We start from the raw sequence: 13035 nt of genomic DNA, 5'->3' as shown, positions 1-13035 counted from the left end.
TCAACCGGAAAGGATTCGGTACATGTCTACAAATCTTGCATTCAGAGGGGTTATTCCTCCTGTCGTTACCCCCGATACCAAAGACCATCAGCTTGATGTGGTTTCCTTTGAGCGCTCCGTCAATCGCATGATTAATGCCGGCGTTGACGGTCTCTTTTTCCTCGGCTCATCAGGGGAGGTTGTCTTTGCCACCGATGAGAGACGTGATCAGATTGTCCGAGAGGCAGTCCGTATCGTTGCGGGTCGTGTCCCCGTGTTGGTGGGCATTATTGACACGCAGACCGAGCGCGTGCTTGAGCATGGACACCGTGCGCTTGAGGCGGGAGCCGACGCGCTTGTGGCAACGGCACCGTTTTACGCTCTTGGTGGCATCGCCGAGATAGAAGAACATTTCCGTATCCTTCACGCTGAGCTTGACGCACCTCTTTTTGCCTATGACATTCCGGTATGTGTGCACACCAAGCTTCCGTGGAAACTTCTTGCACGTCTGGGCGCAGAGGGAGTCCTTGCGGGTGTGAAGGATTCATCGGGAGATGACGCATCTTTCCGATATCTTGTACAAGAAAACGAGAAAAACGGTCACCCCATGGCGCTTTTGACCGGCCATGAGATTGTGGTTGACGGGGCGCTTCTCGCCGGGGCGGATGGATCCGTTCCGGGCCTTGCAAACGTTGAGCCTGAAGGATACGTTCGCATGTGGAAGGCTGCACAGGAGGGGGATTGGGCTTCGGTTAAGCGCGAGCAAGACCGGCTCAATGAAATATCTCACATTTTTGACGTTACCTCGGGCGTGCAGGGATACGGAGCCGGTGTAGGTGCCTTCAAATGTGCCCTTCACCTTATGGGAGTCTTTGACACGCCGCAGATGCCTCGTCCCGTAAGGCCTCTTTCCGCTGAAAATACCGAAGCAATCCGCACCGTTCTTGTTGAGAATAATCTGCTCTGATACGTAACCTTTTGAGGAGGGATGATTGTGTCCTACGAATGTGATGCACGCAGAACCGCCGTTGCCGTTGATATTGGCGGTACAAAAATTGCATGCGGCCTTGTTGATCTGGATGCGGAGAAGATGCCGCAGGTACATGATGTCAAAAAAATCCCTACGGAAGCGGATTTGGGCGGAGCTCATGTGCTTGAGCTGGTTATCCAATCAATTAAAGACGCCCTTGTTCGCGCGGAAGAGCGTGGCGAGAAGCCCGTGGGAGTCGGCATTTCTTCTGCGGGTGTCGTAGATCCGCGTAGCGGAAACATTACCTTTGCCAACGATCTCATGCCCGGGTGGGGAGGCACTTCTCTTGGCACCGTCGTAACCGAATCATGCGGTCTTCCCTGTGCGGTACTGAACGACGTACACGCTCACGCACTTGGTGAGGCACGCCACGGCGGAGGCAAAGAACTCCCTTCGGTACTGGTGGTTGCCGTGGGAACGGGTATCGGTGGTGCATTTGTAAACCACGGCATCATCATGCTCGGGGCTCATGACGAGGCGGGCCATATAGGGCACGTGGCCGCTTTGGCAGCCGCAGGGGTGGCTTGTTCCTGCGGAGCCACGGGACACCTTGAACCCGTTGCCGCAGGCCCCGGTATCATCCGCGAATATCTGCGGCTTGGAGGCATTGACAGCTGCGACGATGGTTCTCCCGTGGACGGTGCCGAAATTGATTTTCGTGCAAATAACGGAGACGTGCGTGCGCAAGCCGCCGAAGAACTCTCCGGCCGGGCACTTGGTGAAGTGCTGGGCAGCATGTGCAATATGCTTGACCCCGCCGCCATCATTCTTTCGGGTTCCGTGGCAGAGTGTGGTCCGTATTGGCAAAACGCCCTGCATGCTGCTTTTGAGAGTCAGGCAATGCCGCCTGTCAAATCGACACCCATCATAAAAGGTGTGCTCGGTGGCCGGGCACCGCTTATTGGTGCCGTTGAAAATCTTTTTGATCCCGCATATTTGGAGACGAGGAACACATGTCATTAAATCCGCTGGTACAGTCTCTCAAAGGTGGACTTATCGTAAGCGTGCAAGCATATCCCGGAGAGCCGCTTCGCCACCCTGAAACCATGGCACAGATGGCGCGCGCCTGCGAGCTGGGAGGCGCTGTCGCCATTAGGTGCCAGGGACTCTCCGATATTGCCGCCATCAAAGGACGGGTGGAAATCCCCGTTATCGGTCTTTGGAAAGAGGGACACGAGGGCGTCTACATTACGCCAACCTTGCGTCATGCTCTTGCGGTCGTCAATGCAGGAGCAGACGTGGTGGCGCTTGATGCAACCGATCGCGCCCGTCCCGACGGAAGGACGTTTGCGGAAACGGTCCGCTCTTTGCGTGAGCGTACCGACGCGCTTGTCATGGCCGATTGCATGACCATGGATGACATACGCCGTGCCGTGGCGTGCGGCTGCGATTTGGTTTCAACGACGCTTTCGCATAACAAGGCGGCAATCGATACCACCTTGGACGACGGTCCTGATTTGCCGCTGCTCCGCCAGGCGACCACCGAGTTTCCCGGTATTGCCATCATCTGCGAGGGACACGTGCACACGCCCGCAGATGCCAAGGCTGCCATTGATGCTGGCGCTTGGGCAGTTGTCTCCGGCACGGGCATCACGCATCCGACTTCAATTACGTCATGGTTCAAAGCAGCGATTGAATCATAGACAGAGCGAGAAGTACTTCTCGCCGTCGGCCTTGCAAAGGAAGAGGGCTTATGGGTCAAGATAATCCTATTCAAAGGCAAAAAGTATCCGTGCCTGACATTGTGATTATTACCGGTATGTCGGGTTCCGGGCGCACGCAGGCGCTGCACGTCTTTGAGGATATGGGATATTACTGCATTGATAACCTGCCGCCGACGCTTATCTTGCAGCTTGCAAACGTGGTGGGAATCAATTCAAGTATAGGCCGTCATCTGGCCGTTACGTGTGATTTGCGCTCGCAGGGACTTTTTGACGATATGCTTGAGGTTCTGCATTCGCTTGCCGACCATGAGCTGACCTACAGCATGGTTTTTCTCGACTCGTCGGATGAGGTTATCATGCGCCGCTATGACGAGAATCGCCGTCGGCATCCGGTGGCACAACAGGGTGAATCTCTTGAGAAGGCCGTCAAGCGCGAACGGAGGCAACTTGCGGTGGTGCGCAAGGCAGCAGATGTCGTCATCGATACGTCAACCATGCGCACGACAACGCTGCGCAATCGCTTGCGCCGCATCTTCTCGGAGCTTTCCGACCAGCAGCTTCTTGAAGTAAATGTTTTCTCGTTTGGCTTTAAGCATGGGATGCCCGTTGAGTCGGATCTTATGATTGACGTGCGGTTCTTGCCCAATCCGTTTTATGACCCAGAAATGCGCACCATGACGGGGCTTGATGAGCGCGTTGCCACATACGTGCTCGATAACCCCACAACCAAGAAATTCCTAAAGTCATGGTTTGAACTGCTGGACGTCATTATGCCCGGCTATGTGGCAGAGGGAAAGTCGCATCTCTCCATTGCGGTTGGTTGTACGGGAGGGCAGCATAGAAGCGTGGCCATTGCAAAGGCAACAAGCGAGCACCTTCTGCAGGCGGGCTATCGTGCTACACTTTCACACCGTGATCTTGCGCTTGCAAACACGCAGGCCAAAGGGCAATAGAGAGGGTCTATGTCATTTACCGCCGAGGTAAAAAATGAACTTTCGCGCGTCGTGTCCGCGTCAAAAGAGGCTGATTTAGCGCAGCTCTCCGCATTGATACGCGTGACGGGTACGCTGTCGTTTCACGGAACCCGCTCGTATAGCGTGCGCATTGTAACCGAGACGGGTACCGTAGCGCGTACCGTTGTAGCGCTGTCCCGCCAGCTTTTTGGTTTAGGTACGTCAATCGAATACCGACGTTCCATTATGCATAAAAAACGCAATTACTTACTTGAAATTTCCGATCAAGAAGCACTGGGCGATGCCCTGGCCAAGTTGGGTATCCTGACATCTGATTTTGGCATCAACCAGGGAATACCACGAACACTTCTGCAAACAAAACAAGCGCGGGCGGCGTTTCTCCGTGGTGCTTTTATGGCCGGTGGTTTTGTTGCTGACCCTCGTAAGGACTTTCATTTGGAGATTGCCGTAACGGGAGAGCGTTTTGCCCAGGATCTTGTGGTTCTTCTCGCCACGGCAGGAGTTACCGGCCGCTTGAATCATCGGAATAAACATACGTCTCAGGCAGAACGAACGCGTGAGCTGTATGCGGTGTATCTCAAGAGCTCAGACGATATCATTGCATTTTTGCGTTTTATTGGAGCTCAGAATATGGCAAAGGTTGTCTTTGCGGCTCGCCAGATGAAGTATGTTCGCAACAATGTTAATCGAGGAGTGAATGCGGAGGTTGCCAACCAGAGGCGCTCTTCTAATGCGGCGGCATTACAACTCAGTTTGATTGATCGTGCCGATCAACTTATAGGACTGAGCAAACTGCCGCCCGCGGTGCAAGAGTTTTGTCGGGCTAGGCGAGAAAATCCCGAGGTATCACTTGCGGCGCTGGGAGAATCTCTTGTGCCGTCCGTATCGAAATCGGCAATGTATCATCGTCTTCTCCGGCTTGAGGAAATAGTACAGAAAGCAGAAAAGTTTCAATAACTCCGTTTAACTTTTCGGTGAGTGCGGTAATATAAACGGTGTACGGTTTATATGTTTTATGACCGTTGGGGAGAAGCCCTGACGTCATCGAAAGGAGCATTACGTATGGCAGTAAAAGTTGCTATTAACGGCTTTGGCCGCATTGGTCGTCTTGCCTTCAGGCAGATGTTTGGCCACGAGGGTTCCGAGATTGTTGCCATCAACGATCTTACGTCCCCAGAGATGCTTGCTTACCTTTTGAAGTATGACTCTACCCAGGGCAACTATGCTCGTGATCACAAGGTTGAGTCCACCGACCACTCCATTATTGTTGATGGTCATGAGATTATCATCTACAAAGAGGCAGACGCAAACAACCTTCCCTGGGGAGACCTTAATGTTGACGTCGTGCTTGAGTGCACCGGCTTCTACACTTCAAAGGAGAAGGCACAGGCTCACATTAACGCTGGCGCCAAGAAGGTTGTTATCTCTGCTCCTGCAGGAAATGACCTCCCAACCATTGTCTACAACGTTAACCATGAGACTCTTACCGCAGATGACAACATCATCTCTGCTGCTTCCTGCACCACCAACTGCCTTGCTCCTATGGCAAAGGGCCTCAATGACTTTGCGCACATTGTCTCCGGCATTATGACCACCATTCACGCATATACCGGCGATCAGATGATTTTGGACGGTCCTCAGCGCAAGGGTAACTTCCGTCGTTCCCGCGCCGGTGCCGAGAACATTGTTCCTAACTCAACCGGTGCTGCCAAGGCAATCGGCCTTGTCCTTCCTGAGCTCAACGGCAAGCTCATCGGTGCTGCTCAGCGCGTTCCTACGCCAACCGGCTCCATCACCAATCTTTATGCCGTCGTTGATAAGAAGGTAACTGTTGACGAGGTCAACGCTGCCATGAAGGCATATGCGGAGACCATTCCTGAGACCTTCGGATACAACGAGGATCAGATTGTTTCTCGCGACATCGTTGGCGAGACCCACGGTTCCATTTTTGACGCTACACAGACCATGTGCAACGATCTTGGCAACGGCCAGACACTCGTTCAGGTTACCTCTTGGTACGACAACGAGAACTCCTATACTTCTCAGATGGTCCGCACCATCAAGTACTTCGAGAAGTTCGTTGCGTAAGTGCGCTCACATATGTGACGCTTCGGCGCGGTCGCAGCATCTGCCGCGGCTGCGCCTTTTTATGAGAAGTATTTAGCCTGTACATTTGTATTTGGCTTGTATGTCTTCTTACTGGATAAGAAGAAATCAGCATTCAAAGAAACGTGAAGAGAAAGAGGAATGACATGGCTTTCACAAAGAAGACCGTTCGTGACGCCGATGTCGATGGTAAGCGCGTTCTTATGCGCGTTGATTTTAACGTGCCTCTAAAGGATGGCGTTGTAACCGACGATACTCGTGTCCGTGCAGCTCTGCCCACCATTCAGTATTTGCTTGACCACAACGCCAAGGTCATCTTGATGAGCCACCTTGGTCGTCCCGATGGTACGGGCTTCCAGCCTGAGCTCTCACTGCGTCCCGCTGCCGAGAAGCTCTCTGAGCTTTTGGGTAAGCCGGTTAAGTTCGTAGAGGACACGTATGGCGAGAAGGCCAAGGAAGCCGTTGACTCCCTTGAGAGTGGCCAGGTTCTTGTCCTTGAGAACGTCCGCTTTGATAAGCGCGAGAAGAAAAACGATCCGGAAATTGCAAAGATCCTTGCTTCGTATGGTGACATCTTTGTACTTGATGCTTTTGGTACTGCTCACCGCGCACAGGGTTCTGTCGTTGGACCGGCTGCCTATCTGCCTGCCTATGCCGGCTTCCTGCTTGAGAAAGAGGTTGATACGCTGACCTCAATCTTTGCCGATCCTGCTCGTCCGTTTGTTGCCATTGTCGGTGGATCGAAGGTTTCTTCCAAGATTGGCGTCCTTGATCACCTTATTGATTCTGCCGATACCCTTATTATCGGCGGTGGTATGGCCTATACGTTCTTCCTCGCAAAGGGTTATACCGTAGGCACTTCACTGCAGGAGCCCGATTGGGTTGAGCCTGCAAAGAAGATGCTCGAGAAAGCCGAAGCCAAGGGCTGCAAGATTTTGCTTCCTGTTGACAACGTTGTGGCCGATCACTTTGGCGAGGATGCAAAAGGGGAGGCTGTCAATTCCGACAACATTCCTGATGATCGCATGGGCATGGATATTGGCCCCAAGACGGTTCAGCTCTATACCGATGCTATCAAGGGCGCAAAGACCGTTTTCTGGAACGGACCGATGGGTGTCTTTGAGTTTGATCAGTTTGCAAAGGGCACTGAGGCAGTTGCTCGCGCCATTGCAGATTCCGATTGCACGTCCATTATCGGCGGCGGCGATTCCGTTGCCGCTATCAATAAGTTCGGTCTTGCCGATAAGATGAGCTGGATCTCTACAGGTGGTGGAGCATCCATGGAGCTCGTTGAAGGTAAGGCTCTTCCTGGAGTGGAGGCGCTTCTCGATGCGTAAGCGTATGATTGCCGGCAACTGGAAGATGAATAAGACGTTCTCTGAGGCAATCGTACTTGCCCAGGGAATCGTTGATGAGCTCTCAGCAGGCACAGGAGACGTTGATGTCGTGGTGGCTCCTCCTGCCGTTGACCTCAAAGGCGTCTCTGAGGTTCTTACTCAGGCAAACTCTTCCGTTGCTCTTTCCGCACAGAATGTATATTGGGAGGAGTCCGGTGCATATACCGGAGAAACCGCACCTTCCATGCTGGAGTCCGTAGGTGCCACCTATTGCATTATTGGTCACTCGGAGCGGCGCGGATATTTTGGCGAAACTGACGAGGACATTAACCGCAAGGCAAAGGCATTGATGGCTCACGGTATCATCCCAATTTCTTGCTGCGGCGAGTCTTTGGAGATTCGCGAAGCCGGAAAGCATGTTGAGTTTGTCGTCGAGCAGATTAAAGCCGATACGGCCGGTCTTGAGATTACAGATCCCTCTAAGTACGTAGTGGCCTATGAGCCTATTTGGGCCATCGGTACCGGAAAGACCGCGACGGCTGATGACGCGCAAGAGGTGTGCGGCGCAATCCGTAAGACGTTAGCTGAGATTTTTGGCTCCGAGATCGCTGCCGGCATTCGCGTTTTGTATGGCGGCTCGGCAAAGCCCGAAAACATCAACGGCTTCCTCGAGAAAGAGGACGTGGACGGTGCTTTGGTAGGCGGTGCATCACTCAAGGCTGACTCTTTTGCCGCTATGGTAAAGAGCGCGATGAACTAAGAAAGGCTTTGAGCGCACGGCGGGTGCTCCCATGGTGTAAACGCCACGTGCAAGCCATCCTGAACGGTATACGTATTTTGCGAAAATACACACGCTGCATTTCAAAAAGATGTGGCGTGTGTTATTCTATTACGCTAGTTTTGTCTGTTAGAAAGTTTGTTTCCAACACGCTAACACATGCAGTAAAACTGCGTAACCTAAAGGAGCTTTTTGTGGGTGCACTAAATACTATTTTGCTGGTACTGCTTTGTATCTCCGGTATCTTAACTATCTTTTTGGTGCTGGCACATTCCGGTAAGGGAACGGGCATCTCTGACATGATTGCTGCATCCATGTACAATTCCAACGCAGGCACCGGTATTCTTGAGAAGAATCTTGATCGTCTGACCATCATCACTACAACCATCTTCATCCTCTGCATTGTTATCATGTCGCTTACATTTCCTTTGGGTTCTATGAACGTTGGATAAAAATCTCCACGGATGCACCATATGCGTCTTGCTGAAGGTTTTTGAGAAGCTGTAAACACTGTTGTATGGCGAGAAGATTGATCTTCTCGCCATATTTGTATTTATAGGTCTTATTTTGAAATGACGGCTTCATTGCCTGACTTTATCGCCTGAGATTCATATTCGAGAGGCGAGGAGTACAAAAAATCTGGCAGCCTACATTTCACAAAGGTAAACAATGGGTATTTCTCGATATACTGCCCAAAAAACACTGTCATTATAAGACATGATTTTGTTGCGAATGTGCTCTTTTGGCTGCTCAACACGGTGGGTAATTGCTCGGTTTTACATTTTTCTTGGAGTAATTTGGCTGATTGCGCGCTACTCGTGATAAAATTGCCGTTTAGTGTATGTGGGTTCCATGGGATTTTCATGCATAAGAGGTAGTATTCGTTGGAAATGTTCGATTGCCATTTTGAAAATTCCTCGTCTGTATTCGTACAGACGCATGGCGGTAAGGAGAGTAAATGGCACGGTTTGTCTGGTATTTGACCAAGAGGATACTGAGCTACATTGTGATGATTTTTGTCGCAACGTCGCTTACGTTTTTCCTTGCATCTGCATTTATGAGTCCTCGCTCTAACTATGAGCAGCGCACTCCTCGTCCACCTCAGGATTCTATCGAGCAGTCGCTCTACAAAGCTAATCTGAACGATAAGACTCCCGTTATTGAGAGATACCAAAAGTGGCTTGTTGGTGTCGTTACTCATTTTGATTGGGGTATGGCTCCGGATGGCAGCTCCATCAATACGCAGATGAGCTCAAAGTTCTTGGCTTCCGTTCAGCTTCTGACCTTGGCAACCATTTTGTCCATCTTTATAGGTGTCGGGCTTGGCGTATATACCGCACAGCGACAATATCAGTGGCAAGATCGTTTCTTTAGCGGCGTGGCCTCGCTCTTTATGGTCATTCCAACCGTTGTTCTTGCAATTTTGATTGTCTTTGCCGCAATTGAGATTAATGCTCTTACCGGCAGCAGGATTTTCTACGTTACGGGTCTTTCCAGCGGGAATTTCCCAACGTTTTTTGAGTGGCTCCTTGACTTCTTGCAGCACATCTTCTTACCAACGCTTGTTCTGACCATTGTCAGCTCCGTTGGCTATCACCTGACGCAGCGTACTTACCTCTTGGATGAGATGCATGCGGACTACGTACGCACTGCACGTGCAAAGGGATTAACGCGCAAGCAGGCCATTCGCAGACATGCCTTGCGGGCCTCGCTCATTCCAACGGCAGTAAACGTTGCCTTCTCTATCGCAGGCATCTTTACGGGCGCCGTTATGACCGAGAAGATCTTTGCTATCCACGGTCTTGGTGAGTACTTTATCAACTGTATCAATAACAACAACATTCATGGTGCCGTTGCAGTCGCCGCATTCTCTGCTGCATGTACGCTTGTGGGCGCACTTCTCGCCGATCTCTTTGCAGCTGCCCTTGATCCACGAATTAAGATGAGCTAAGGAGGCAGCAATGGCTAACGATAAAGAAAAAGTTACTGAAAAAGTGGAAGATTCCGCTGCTTCTCTTACCACAAATAAAGGACAGATGACAAACGCCGAGCTTGAACTCCAGGCTGATTCTCTTGGTTCCGGAGAAGTTAAGCGTATTAGCTACTTCGGCCTTATCGGCAGACGTTTCTTGCGTCAGCGCTCTGCCATGATAGGCTTGGGAATCTTGCTTGTTTTGATTCTTATTGCTCTTTTTGGTAAGTATCTGACTCCGTACAACTACGTTGACCCGGACTTTACTGCCATTAACCAAGCCCCTAATGCCAAGCATTGGTTTGGTACGGACGGAGCAGGCATTGATTTGTATGCCAGCGTTGTGCATGGCCTTGGCCGTTCGCTGACCATCGGTATTACCTATGCACTTCTGACTTCGGTGATTGCGGCCGTTATCGGTACCGCCATCGCATACGTTCGCGGCGTTCCCGAAAAGATTGGCATGTGGATTCTTGACATGCTCATGGTCATTCCAAGCTTCCTTTTGGTTGCCATGATTGTTCGCGCGGCTTCCGGTACCACAGGATGGGTTATGCTCATCATCGGTATGACGGCCTTCGGATGGATTGGCTATGCTCGTACCTTGCGCACTATGGCGCTTTCGCTTCGCGAGCGTGATTATGTACGTGCAGCCAAATATATGGGTGTTCCTTCAATTAAGATCATTATTCGCCACCTTATTCCAAACCTCGGTTCAATTCTTATCATTGACACGGTTCTTGGCGTTATCGGCGGTATTAACTCCGAAACAGCATACAGCTTCCTGGGCCTTGGCATTAAGGCTCCTGACACCTCACTGGGTTATCTTTTGAGTGCGGGCTCTTCGGCAATGCTGTCCACTCCTTGGCTCATTTTGATTCCATCGATTGTGTTGATTATTCTTTGCGTAAGCATGCAGCTTATCGGTGACGGTCTTCGTGATGCTTTCGATCCTTATTCTCGTGCGGCAGGCATGGTCGAGGACGATGACGATGCTGCTGAAGCGCAGGATTCGGAGAGTTCACGTAACGCCAAAACGGATACGGATACGACGGAGCGTGCGTAATGGCTGATATTGATATGAGTAAAACAGTTGAGAAGAACATGGTGGAAGACGACGTTCTTCGCTATGAGATGCTGGAGTCCAACGGACCAAAGGGTGCTCCGCAGGGCGCGCCCGTTATGAGCGTCCGTAATCTTAAGGTCTCCTTTAACACCGAAGCCGGCCGTGTTGATGCCGTTCGTGGCGTTAACTTTGACCTTTGGGGCGGTCGTACCTTAGGTATCGTTGGCGAATCCGGTTCCGGTAAGTCCGTCACCGCGCTCTCTTTGATCGGACTTCTTGATGACAATGCACATGTCACGGGTTCAATTAAGCTTGGAGACGAGGAGCTTCTCGGCAAAACCGATGAAGAGATGTCAAAGCTTCGCGGTACAAGGATTTCCATGATTTTCCAAGATCCGCTGTCTGCGCTGACTCCTATGTTTACCATCGGCGATCAGCTTGCTGAGGCTCTTTTGACTCATAATCCTCACATGCCAAAGGCCGATGTTCACAATCGTTGCCTTGAGCTTCTTGAGATTGTCGGTATCACCAATCCGGAAGAGCGCTTGGACGCCTATCCACATGAATTCTCAGGCGGCATGCGTCAGCGCGTGGTTATTGCCATCGCAATCGCCAATAACCCCGACATCATCATTGCCGACGAGCCTACTACTGCTCTTGACGTAACGATTCAGGCGCAGATTCTTGACGTTTTGAAGGTGGCGCAAAAGGAGACGGGAGCCGCCGTTGTCCTGATTACGCATGACTTGGGTGTCGTTGCGGGTACCGCTGATGACATTATGGTTATGTATGCAGGCCGCGGAGTCGAGCGTGCAAGTGTGGATACGCTCTTTGCCGAGCCTCGGCATCCATACACCATGGGTCTTTTAGGTGCAGTTCCAAAGCCGCATTTGCCTGCAGAGCACAGGCTCGTGCCAATTAAAGGTAACCCGCCTTCGCTTGCAGCCATTCCTTCGGGATGCCCCTTCAATCCGCGTTGTCCTATGGCAACCGAGAAGTGCCGCGCCGTTGAGCCTGAGTTGACGCTTGCAAATGCTGCGGAGGGTCATTTGGCATCGTGTCACCGCTTGGAGGAGATTTGTAAAAAGAATCTCACCTACGCAGAGGTATATCCTGAGTTTGAGCCGCTGCTGCCTAAATGGGTAGACGTGCCTCGCTCCGAGCGCCCCATTGTGCTTGAAGTGGATAACCTTACCAAGACATTCCCTGTTCAGGGCAAGGGCTTTGTCCGCCGCGAGAAGGGCACAATGACTGCTGTTGATCACGCGAGTTTTCAGATTCACGAGGGCGAGACGCTGGCTCTTGTCGGCGAGTCCGGTTCAGGCAAGTCCACCACGCTTATGCAAATCATGGATCTTCTGAAGCCTGAGGACGGCCGCATCGTTGTGCTTGGTAAGGATACGGCAGAGCTTAAATCCGCTCATGCGCGCCGTGCGGTTCGCAAAGATCTCCAGGTTATTTTCCAAGACCCCATGAGTTCTCTTGATCCAAGAATGCCTATCTATGATGTTTTGGCAGAGCCTCTGAAAGCACAGGGATGGAAAGATGCCGACATCAATAAGCGTATTGGTGAGCTTATGGTGCTTGTCGGTATTAACCCTGACTATGTTGACCGCTTCCCGTCTCAGTTCTCAGGCGGCCAGCGTCAGCGTATTGCCATTGCTCGCGCCCTTGCAACAAATCCTAAGATTTTGCTGTTGGACGAGCCCATTGCTTCGCTTGATGTTTCCATTCAGGCCGGCATCATTAACCTGCTTGAAGACCTTCAAATTCAGCTGAAGATCTCCTATCTCTTTGTTGCGCATGACCTTGCAGTTATCCGGCATATTTCCGACACCGTTGCCGTTATGCACCTCGGTAAGATTGTGGAGTACGGTGAGACTGAGGAAGTCTTCAACAATCCTCAAGATCCCTACACCAAGGCATTGCTTTCCGCAATTCCTATTCCGGATCCTAAGATTGAACGTACGCGCGAGCGTCTTATCTACAAAGACGGAAAACTCGTTCCGGCAGAGCGTATTACCGTCGAGTAGGGGATTAAAAGAACCCGCCAAAGACGGGGCAAGATTTAGATGTTGTATCGAGAAGTGCGTGCATGGAGCCGCACTTCTCGCGCTTTTAAGCTGCTT

General features: G+C 51.5%; 12 protein-coding genes. All 12 read left to right on the top strand.

Features of this window, described 5'->3' with window-relative positions; genetic code table 11:
- Positions 1-22 precede the first annotated feature (22 nt).
- The 12 genes from ATORI0001_RS07355 to ATORI0001_RS07300 all read left to right on the top strand — a co-directional run bounded on the left by ATORI0001_RS07355 (position 23) and on the right by ATORI0001_RS07300 (position 12939).
- Positions 23-946, top strand: coding sequence for a dihydrodipicolinate synthase family protein (locus tag ATORI0001_RS07355; protein WP_003150551.1), 924 nt, complete (start codon positions 23-25; stop codon positions 944-946).
- Between the two features lie 27 nt (positions 947-973).
- Positions 974-1972, top strand: coding sequence for an ROK family protein (locus ATORI0001_RS07350; RefSeq protein WP_003150629.1), 999 nt, complete (start codon positions 974-976; stop codon positions 1970-1972).
- Positions 1963-2652: an N-acetylmannosamine-6-phosphate 2-epimerase gene (locus ATORI0001_RS07345; protein WP_003150520.1), complete on the top strand. Its 690-nt coding sequence runs from the start codon at positions 1963-1965 to the stop codon at positions 2650-2652. Before ATORI0001_RS07350 ends, ATORI0001_RS07345 begins: the two co-directional genes overlap by 10 nt.
- 50 nt (positions 2653-2702) lie before the next feature.
- Complete coding sequence (gene rapZ / locus ATORI0001_RS07340) at positions 2703-3626, top strand: RNase adapter RapZ (protein ID WP_003150492.1); 924 nt, start codon at positions 2703-2705, stop codon at positions 3624-3626.
- A gap of 9 nt (positions 3627-3635) precedes the next feature.
- Positions 3636-4604 carry a DNA-binding protein WhiA gene (gene whiA / locus ATORI0001_RS07335; RefSeq protein WP_003150611.1) on the top strand — a complete coding sequence of 323 codons (969 nt, stop codon included), beginning with the start codon at positions 3636-3638 and terminating at the stop codon, positions 4602-4604.
- A 105-nt stretch (positions 4605-4709) separates the two neighbouring features.
- On the top strand, positions 4710-5735 hold the full coding sequence (gap, locus tag ATORI0001_RS07330; protein ID WP_003150514.1) for a type I glyceraldehyde-3-phosphate dehydrogenase: 1026 nt from the start codon (positions 4710-4712) through the stop codon (positions 5733-5735).
- Between the two features lie 164 nt (positions 5736-5899).
- Complete coding sequence (locus tag ATORI0001_RS07325; protein ID WP_003150508.1) at positions 5900-7090, top strand: phosphoglycerate kinase; 1191 nt, start codon at positions 5900-5902, stop codon at positions 7088-7090.
- Positions 7083-7850, top strand: a complete 768-nt coding sequence (gene tpiA / locus ATORI0001_RS07320) for a triose-phosphate isomerase (protein ID WP_003150532.1) — start codon at positions 7083-7085, stop codon at positions 7848-7850. The genes ATORI0001_RS07325 and tpiA overlap by 8 nt, the downstream gene beginning before the upstream one ends.
- A gap of 212 nt (positions 7851-8062) precedes the next feature.
- Positions 8063-8320: a preprotein translocase subunit SecG gene (secG, locus tag ATORI0001_RS07315; protein ID WP_003150503.1), complete on the top strand. Its 258-nt coding sequence runs from the start codon at positions 8063-8065 to the stop codon at positions 8318-8320.
- 506 nt (positions 8321-8826) lie between these two features.
- Positions 8827-9819 (top strand): ABC transporter permease, encoded by a 993-nt coding sequence (locus ATORI0001_RS07310; protein ID WP_003150633.1) that lies wholly within the window; start codon positions 8827-8829, stop codon positions 9817-9819.
- Between the two features lie 10 nt (positions 9820-9829).
- A complete protein-coding gene (locus ATORI0001_RS07305) occupies positions 9830-10906 on the top strand; it encodes an ABC transporter permease (protein WP_003150624.1) in 1077 nt (358 codons plus the stop codon).
- Complete coding sequence (locus ATORI0001_RS07300; protein WP_003150605.1) at positions 10906-12939, top strand: dipeptide ABC transporter ATP-binding protein; 2034 nt, start codon at positions 10906-10908, stop codon at positions 12937-12939. The genes ATORI0001_RS07305 and ATORI0001_RS07300 overlap by 1 nt, the downstream gene beginning before the upstream one ends.
- Positions 12940-13035: the final 96 nt, after the last annotated feature.

Source organism: Lancefieldella rimae ATCC 49626, from assembly GCF_000174015.1.
GTDB classification, from domain to species: Bacteria; Actinomycetota; Coriobacteriia; order Coriobacteriales; family Atopobiaceae; genus Lancefieldella; species Lancefieldella rimae.
This window is presented reverse-complemented; position numbering and strand designations above follow the sequence as displayed.

Bases quoted from the DNA above. Each gene is read 5' to 3' on its own strand.
- ATORI0001_RS07355 (WP_003150551.1), top strand. From the start codon at position 23: ATGTCTACAAATCTTGCATTCAGAGGGGTTATTCCTCCTGTCGTTACC.
- ATORI0001_RS07345 (WP_003150520.1), top strand. From the start codon at position 1,963: ATGTCATTAAATCCGCTGGTACAGTCTCTCAAAGGTGGACTTATCGTA.
- rapZ (WP_003150492.1), top strand. From the start codon at position 2,703: ATGGGTCAAGATAATCCTATTCAAAGGCAAAAAGTATCCGTGCCTGAC.
- whiA (WP_003150611.1), top strand. From the start codon at position 3,636: ATGTCATTTACCGCCGAGGTAAAAAATGAACTTTCGCGCGTCGTGTCC.
- gap (WP_003150514.1), top strand. From the start codon at position 4,710: ATGGCAGTAAAAGTTGCTATTAACGGCTTTGGCCGCATTGGTCGTCTT.
- ATORI0001_RS07325 (WP_003150508.1), top strand. From the start codon at position 5,900: ATGGCTTTCACAAAGAAGACCGTTCGTGACGCCGATGTCGATGGTAAG.
- tpiA (WP_003150532.1), top strand. From the start codon at position 7,083: ATGCGTAAGCGTATGATTGCCGGCAACTGGAAGATGAATAAGACGTTC.
- ATORI0001_RS07310 (WP_003150633.1), top strand. From the start codon at position 8,827: ATGGCACGGTTTGTCTGGTATTTGACCAAGAGGATACTGAGCTACATT.
- ATORI0001_RS07305 (WP_003150624.1), top strand. From the start codon at position 9,830: ATGGCTAACGATAAAGAAAAAGTTACTGAAAAAGTGGAAGATTCCGCT.
- ATORI0001_RS07300 (WP_003150605.1), top strand. From the start codon at position 10,906: ATGGCTGATATTGATATGAGTAAAACAGTTGAGAAGAACATGGTGGAA.